Annotated in this window: 4 protein-coding genes; 2 read left to right on the forward strand and 2 right to left on the reverse strand. The window is 70.5% G+C overall.

Going from position 1 to position 7,767, the window contains the following annotated elements; genetic code table 11:
* Positions 1 to 60: 60 nt before the first annotated feature.
* Positions 61 to 504, forward strand: coding sequence for a hypothetical protein (locus DN771_RS30120; RefSeq protein ID WP_193615390.1), 444 nt, complete (start codon positions 61 to 63; stop codon positions 502 to 504).
* A 130-nt stretch (positions 505 to 634) separates the two neighbouring features.
* Here the strand turns inward: DN771_RS30120 and DN771_RS20090 are convergent, their stop codons facing one another.
* Entirely contained in the window at positions 635 to 1,474 is an 840-nt protein-coding gene (locus DN771_RS20090; protein WP_162942172.1) for a L,D-transpeptidase, read from the reverse strand.
* Positions 1,475 to 1,508: 34 nt separating this feature from the next.
* Entirely contained in the window at positions 1,509 to 7,583 is a 6,075-nt protein-coding gene (locus tag DN771_RS20095; RefSeq protein WP_205528673.1) for a beta strand repeat-containing protein, read from the reverse strand.
* 1 nt (position 7,584) lies between these two features.
* Between DN771_RS20095 and DN771_RS30125 the strand changes: the two genes are divergently transcribed.
* A partial coding sequence (locus tag DN771_RS30125) for a hypothetical protein (protein WP_205528674.1) occupies positions 7,585 to 7,767 on the forward strand: 183 nt, incomplete at its 3' end.

Consider the following 7,767-nt stretch of genomic DNA (forward strand, 5'->3'; position numbering starts at 1 on the left):
GGCGTCGGCCGCGCACCCCCGGTCGGTGGGCCGATCCCGCTCCCCGACACGACAGGCGCGATGAGCGCCGGGGTCCGGACCGGTCTCGGCCACGACGCGCCGGGGCTCCCATCACCCGCACGCCACCCACCACCCCGCCACCTCGTGTTCCACGCCGGCAACGGCCCGAACGACTCCACCGGCAACACCATCGTCGTCGTCGTGGTCGTCGTCGAGGTCGACGACGTCGACGTCGTCGACGTGCTCGAGGGCGGGGCGACCGTCGTCGGGAGCGGGGCCGTCGACGTCGTCGCCGCCCCCGGAACGGTCGAGGTCGTCACCGGCCCCACCGTCGTGGTCGTCGTGGTCGGCTCCACCGTCGTCGTCGTGGTCGTGGTCTCGACCGTGGTCGTCGACGTGGTGGTCGACGGCGGCGTGTCGAGCGGCTGCGTGTCGGGCGGCTGCGTGTGGGGCGGCTCGCTGCTGCCGGGCGGTTCCGGTGGGGTGGCACCGGCGCTGGTGTGAGCCTGGGCGTCGCGGACCGACGCCCAGGCCGGGGCTGCCGGGTTGGCAAGCAGCCCCACCACGACGACGGCGACCGCGGTCCGCGCGAGCCGTCGGGTGGCGAACAGGTGGGGCGTGCGCCCGGAACGGCTCATGACGGCACGGTCGATGCGATGGCCGACACAGGCGGTTCGGCGTCGCTGTCGATGACGTCGATGGGGGTGCCTGCCGGCAGGTCCTCGAGCACCGCGAGGTCGTCGAGCAGTAGGCGGACACAGCCGTGCGACATGTAGCCACCACCGGCAGCGAGCTGCTCCTCGGCTCCCAACGGACCATGGATCGCGGCGATCGCGTCACCCGACGACTCGAAGTCCGAGATCGTCTCCGAATGCGCCGACGTGACCAGCACGAACGGCCCCCATCCCTCGTCGGCCGTCGGCGGTTCCTGCTTGAACGCCACGAAGAAGCTCCCCACCGTCGTGGGGGCCTCGTCGGTCCCCAACCCGGCCGGGGCGTCGAGCACCTCGACCCCGTCACGGAACACCTGCAGCCGGGTCGTGGCCACATCGATCACCACCCGATACGGCGTCGATGCCAACGCCACATCCTCACGCCGCACCCATGCCGTCGACCCGTTGGGTCGCTGCGGCAGCCGGACCTGCAACCAGCCCGGCCGCTGGTCGATCACCGGCAACACCGACGGCCGGTCGTGCCACCTCGCCGCCACCGTGCCCACCTTCGCCCCACCAGGGCGATCGAACTGCTCGATGTCGTCGGCGAAGCTGACCACCAACGTCGACGCCGCCGGCACCACCACCTCCCCCGCCGGACCGGCCTCCGGCTCCGTTGGCGGCACCGGAAGCGCCACGTCGGTCGTGGCCGGCGGTGCTGCTGTGTCGTCGCCATCGGACGTGGCGGTGATCACGATCCCGGCCGTTGCCGCCACCACGACGGTGGCGGCAACGGCAGCCCAGACATTGCGTCGACTCATGTCGCTGCTCCCTGTGCGATTCGGCGGGCCGGGCTCAGCCGGTCACCGGGATCGGCGACGGCGTCGGCGGGGCCGGCGGGGCCGGCGGCGGGGGGAGCTCGGCACACGCCTCGGCCCCGACCGTCTCGTCGTTCACCGACGCCGTGATCGTGTTGAGGAACCCGGTCCCGCTGTCACCGGCCGCCAACGAACAGTCCGCGTTCGCTTGGGTGTAGAGATCGTTGTCGGCCGTCACCTCGACCACCACCGTGTAGACGTGCTCCTCGCCGTCGCCGATCTCCGCACCGGCGGCGAGCACGGTGTCGGCTACGCCGTCGAACCCGGCGTTCAGCGCCACCCCGGCCGGGCCGGTCGTGGCGATCGAGTCGACCGTCACCGATCCACCGAACCGCAGCTGGTCGTCGAGGTCGTAGACCACGGCCATCCCGGCGTTGCGCACGGTGATCCGGTAGGTGAGCGTGTAGCCGCCGTCGCCGTCGGGCACGGCGCTGACGAGTTCCTTCACCGGGTCGAAGTAGGACCCCGCGGTGCACGCCTCATCGTCGGCGATCACCTCGTTGTCGTCGATCGACGCCATGTTCAAGAACCCGCTGCCCACCTCGCCGTCAGCGAGGTCGCAGTCCACCGCCTCGGCCGGCAGGTCGATCGGCACGTTGGCCACCACCGATACCACATAGGTATGGGTCTCCGGGCCGCCGACCGTGCCGGCGGCGATCGGCGCATCGGTCACGATCACCGTGTCGTCGAGTCCGTTCCATGCCGCATCGACGGCGATGTCACCGGGCAGCTCGTTGGCGACGGTCGCCTCGACGATCGTCATGCCCTCGCCGAACTGCAGGGCGTCGGCCAGGTCGTACACGCCTGCCCCGGCACCCGGGTTCGACACGGTGATCGTGTACTCGATCTCGTAGTTCCCGTCACCCACCGGCGTCGGTTCAGAGGTGATCTCCTTGGTGTGCGTGGGCGCCGCCGGCGGAGGCGAGCACGCCTCTTCGCCGGCATCGACCTCGTTGAGATCCAGCGTCGACACGTTGAGCAGGCCGGTGCCGGTCTCCTCCTCACCGAGGGTGCAGTCCGAGTTCTCGAACGTCACCGCTTGCGAGTCGACCGTGAACTGCACCGTCACCGTGTACGTGTGCACCTCCGGGCCGTCGGCGGTCCCGGCGGCGATCGGCGCATCGCTCACGATCACGGCGTCGGTGACGCCGTCCCATGCGGGGTTGGTCACCACGGTGCCCGGGGTGTCGTTGACCACCGTCGCTCCGGCGATGCTCACCGCGTCGCCATACTGGAGGAGGTCGTCGAGCCCGTAGCTGCCGGATCCGGCCGACGCGTTGGACACCGTGATCGTGTAGCCGACCTCGTAGAGGCCGCCGCCGAGCTCGACCGGCTCGACGCTCAACTCCTTGGTGTGGGTCGGCGCGGCCGGCACTGGATCACACGCCTCTTCACCGGCGTCCACCTCGTTGACGCCGATCGTCGAGCCGTTGAGCAGACCGGTCCCGGTCTCCTCCTCGCCCAGGGTGCAGTCCGTGTTCTCGAACGTCACCGCTTCGGCGTCGACCGTGAACTGCACGGTCACCGTGTACGTGTGCACCTCCGGGCCGTCGGCCGTGCCGGCGGCGATCGGCTCACCGCTCACGATCACCGAGTCGATGACTCCGTCCCACACCGGGTTCGTCACGATCGTGCCGGGGGTGGCGTTGGCCACCGTGGCCGCGGTGATCGTGGTCGCCTCGCCGAACTGCAGGGCGTCAGCGAGGTCGTAGGCCCCGGCCCCGGCGCCGTGGTTCGACACCGTCAGCGTGTAGCCCACCTCGTACACCCCACCGCCCAGGGCGGTCGGGGGCGTCGTGACCTCCTTGACGTGGACGGGTGTGCCCGGTGGCGGAGAGCACGCCTCTTCCCCTGCATCCACCTCGTTCACCCTGACCGTGGAGTCGTTGAGCAGACCGGTCCCGGTCTCCTCCTCGCCCAGGGTGCAGTCCGTGTTCTCGAACGTCACCGCTTCGGCGTCGACCGTGAACTGCACGGTCACCGTGTACGTGTGCACCTCCGGGCCGTCGGCCGTGCCGGCGGCGATCGGCTCGCCGGTCACGATCACGGAGTCGGTGACTCCGTCCCAGACGGGATTGGTCACGATCGATCCGGGCGCCGCATTCTCCACGATCGCCTCGACGATGGTCATCGGCTCGCCGTACTGGAGGGCATCCGCCAGGTCGTAGGCGCCGGACCCGGCCGACGGGTTCGACACCGTGATCGTGTAGCCCACCTCGTACACGCCGCCGCCCAACGGCGCCGGCTCCGAGGAGACCTCCTTCACCTGGGTGGGCGCCGCCGGCAACGGTTCGCAGGCGTCCTCCCCGTCGTCGACCTCGTTGACACCGATCGTCGACGAGTTGAACAGTCCCGAGCCACTCTCGCCGTCGGCGATCGTGCAGTCGGAGTTCTCGAACGTGACGGAGGCGAGATCCACCTCGAACTGCACGGTCACGTCGTACGTGTGCACGGCCGGACCCGAGGCCGACCCGGCACCGATCGCCTGGTCGGTCACGATCGTCGGCGACGACACCCCGTTCCATGCAGGATCGGTCACCACCGTGCCCGGCGCCGTGTTGGCCACCGTCGCGCTCGTCACCGTGACCGGGTCACCGAGCTGGAGCGTGTCGGCCAGGTCGTACACGCCGGCGCCGGCCGAGGCGTTCGACACCGTCAGGGTGTACACCACCTCGTAGACGCCGCCGCCCACCGGGGTCGGCCCCGCCGACACGGCCTTCGTGTGCACCGGAGAGCCGGGGAGCGGCTGGCAGGCCGTGGCGGGGTCGTCGACGTCGTTGACGTCGATGGCCGAGCCGTTGAGCAGGCCCGAGCCGCTCTCGCCCGTGGACCGCGTGCAGTCGGAGTTGGCGTAGGTCACCGCGTGGGCGTCGACGGTGAACAGCACCGTCACGGTGTAGGTGTGCACCGCCGGCCCGGATGCCGCGCCGGCTCCGATGGCCTGATCGGTGACGATGGCCGTGGTCGTGCGGCCGTTCCATGCCGCGTTGGGGGTGATGTTCCCCGGCGCCGTGTTGGCCACCGTCGCGCTCGTCACGGTGACCGGCGCACCGAACTGCAGGCTGTCGCTCAGGTCGTAGGTGCCTGCGCTCGGCGCCGCGTTCGACACGGTCAGCGTGTACACCATCTCGTACACGCCACCGCCCTGGGCGGTGGGCCCGGACGTCACCGTCTTGGTGTGCACCGGCGACGCCGGGAGCGGCTGGCAGGCCGTCGCCGCGTCGTCAGCCTCGTTGACGTCGATGCCCGAGCTGTTGAGCAGACCGGTCCCGTTCTCACCGGTGGTGAGGCTGCAATCCGAGTTGGCGAACGTCACCGCATCGGCGTCCACGGTGAACCGGACGGTCACGGTGTACGTGTGCACCGCCGGACCTCCCGCGGTGCCCGCCGCGATCGCCTGGTCGTTCACGATGGCCGTCGTCGTCCGCCCGTTCCACGCGGCGTTCGGCGTGACGCTCGCGGGCGTCGCGGTCACGTTCGTCCCGGTCACGGTGACCGGCGCACCGAAGCGGAGCGTGTCGGCCAGGTCGTAGGTGCCGGCCCCCGCCGACCGGTTGGACACGGTGATCGTGTAGACCACCTCGTACACGCCATCACCCTCGGCGGTCGGCCCCGACGTCACCGTCTTGGTGTGCGTCGGAGAGCCGGGGAGCGGCTGGCAGGCGGTGGCGGGGTCGTCGACGTCGTTGACGTCGACGGCCGAGCTGTTGAGCAGACCGGTCCCGGTCTCACCGGTGGTGAGGCTGCAGTCCGAGTTGGCGAACGTCACCGCATCGGCGTTCACCGTGAACCGCACCGTCACCCGGTAGGTGTGCACCGCCGGCCCCGCGGCCGACCCGGCGCCGATCGCCTGATCGTTCACGATCGCCGTCGTCGCCCGGCCGTTCCACGCCGGGTTCGTGGTGATGCCACCCGGCGCCGTGTTCGCCACCGTCGCACTGGTCACCGTCACCGGCGAACCGAACCGCAGCGTGTCGGCCAGGTCATAGGCCCCGGCGCTCGGCGCCGCGTTCGACACCGTCAACGTGTACACCATCTCGTACACGCCACCGCCCAGGGCAGTCGGCCCCGACGTCACCGCCTTGGTGTGCACCGGCGACGCCGGCAGCGGCTGGCACGCCGTCGCATCGTCATCGGCACCGTTCACGTCGATGCCCGAGGCGTTCATCAAGCCGGTCCCGGTCTCACCCGTGGTGAGGCTGCAGTCCGAGTTGGCGAACGTCACCGCATCGGCGTTCACCGTGAACCGCACCGTCACCCGGTAGGTGTGCACCGCCGGCCCCGCAGCCGACCCCGCGCCGATCGCCTGATCGTTCACGATCGCCGTCGTCGCCCGGCCGTTCCAGGCGGGGTTCGTGGTGATGTTCCCGGGCGCCGTGTTGGCCACCGTCGCACTGGTCACCGTCACCGGCGAACCGAACCGCAGCGTGTCGGCCAGGTCATAGGTCCCAGCACTCGGCGCCGCGTTCGACACCGTCAACGTGTACACCATCTCGTAGACGCCCCCACCGACAGCGGTGGGTCCCGACGTCACCGCCTTGGTGTGCGTCGGCGACGCCGGCAACGGCTGGCACGCCGTCGCATCGTCATCGGCACCGTTCACGTCGATGCCCGAGGCGTTCAACAGACCGGTCCCCGTCTCACCCGTGGTCAGGCTGCAGTCCGAGTTGGCGAACGTCACCGCATCGGCGTTCACGGTGAACCGCACCGTGACGACGTAGCGATGGATCGTGGGCCCGCCGGCGGCGCCCGCGGCGATCGCCTGGTCGTTCACGATCGCCGTCGTCGTGCGACCGTTCCACGCCGGGTTCGTGGTGATGCCACCCGGCGTCGAGTTGGTCACCGTAGCGCTGGTCACCGTGACCGCACCACCGAACCGCAGCGTGTCGCTGAGGTCGTAGGCGCCCGCCGTGGACCCGGCGTTCGACACCGTCAGCGTGTACACCATCTGATAGGCGCCCCCGCCCAGGGCCGTCGGCCCCGACGTCACCGCCTTGGTGTGCGTCGGCGACGCCGGCAACGGCTGGCACGCGCTGTCGTCGGCGTCGCTGCCGTTGACATCCATGCTCGAGGCGTTCAACAGACCGGTCCCGGTCTCACCCGTGGTCAGGCTGCAGTCCGAGTTGGCGAACGTCACCGCATCGGCGTTCACGGTGAACCGCACCGTGACGACGTAGCGATGGATCGTGGGCCCGCCGGCGGCGCCGGCAGCGATCGCCTGGTCGTTCACGATCGCCGTCGTCGTGCGACCGTTCCACGCCGGGTTCGTGGTGATGCCACCCGGCGTCGAGTTGGTCACCGTCGCGCTGGCCACCGTGACCGCCGGGCCGAAGCGCAGCGTGTCGGCCAGGTCGTAGGCGCCGGTTCCCGCTGACCGGTTCGAGACCTCCAGCGTGTAGACGACTTGGTAGACGCCGCCACCGACGGCCGTCGGGGCCCCTGCCGTCTTGGTGTGCGTCGGCACCGCCGGGATCGGCCGGCAGTCAGTGTCACTCGACGTGGCCCCGTTGACCCCGACGCTCGACGAGTTCAACAGACCGGTCCCGCTCTCACCGGTGGTCAGGCCGCAGTCCGAGTTGGCGAACGTCACGGCATCGGCGTTGACCGTGAACCGCACCGTCACCGTGTACACGTGCACCGCGGACCCCGCCGCCGATGCCGGGGCGATCGGCTGGTTCGTCACGATCCCCGTCGTCGTCCGCCCGTTCCACGCCGGGTTCGGCGTGATCCCCGTCGGCGCAGCCACCGTCGCGCTCGTCACCGTCACCGGCGACCCGAACCGCAACGTGTCGCTCAGGTCATAGGAACCACTCACCGACGACGGGTTCGACACCCGCAGCGTGTAGACGACCTGGTAGGCACCACCGCCGACCGCCGTCGGTGCTGCGGCCGTCTTGGCGACCGTCGGCGTCCCGGGGATCGGCCGGCAGTCGGTGTCGCTCGACGTGGCCCCGTTGACCCCGACGCTCGACGAGTTCAACAGACCGGTCCCCGTCTCACCGGTGGTCAGGCTGCAGTCGGAGTTGGCGAACGTCACGGCATCGGCGTTCACGGTGAACCGCACCGTCACCGTGTACACGTGCACCGCGGACCCCGCCGCCGATGCCGGGGCGATCGGCTGGTTCGTCACGATCCCCGTCGTCGTGCGGCCGTTCCACGCTGGGTTCGGCGTGATTCCACCGGTCACCGCCGCCACCGTCGCACTGGTCACCGTCACCGGCGAACCGAACCGCAAC

The organism is Desertimonas flava (assembly GCF_003426815.1).
Classification (GTDB): Bacteria; Actinomycetota; Acidimicrobiia; order Acidimicrobiales; family Ilumatobacteraceae; genus Desertimonas; species Desertimonas flava.

What these genes read in the sequence shown, in the direction of transcription:
- DN771_RS30120 (WP_193615390.1), top strand. Translation starts at nt 61, where the DNA reads ATGAGCGCCGGGGTCCGGACCGGTCTCGGCCACGACGCGCCGGGGCTC.
- DN771_RS20090 (WP_162942172.1), bottom strand. Translation starts at nt 1,474, where the DNA reads ATGAGTCGACGCAATGTCTGGGCTGCCGTTGCCGCCACCGTCGTGGTG.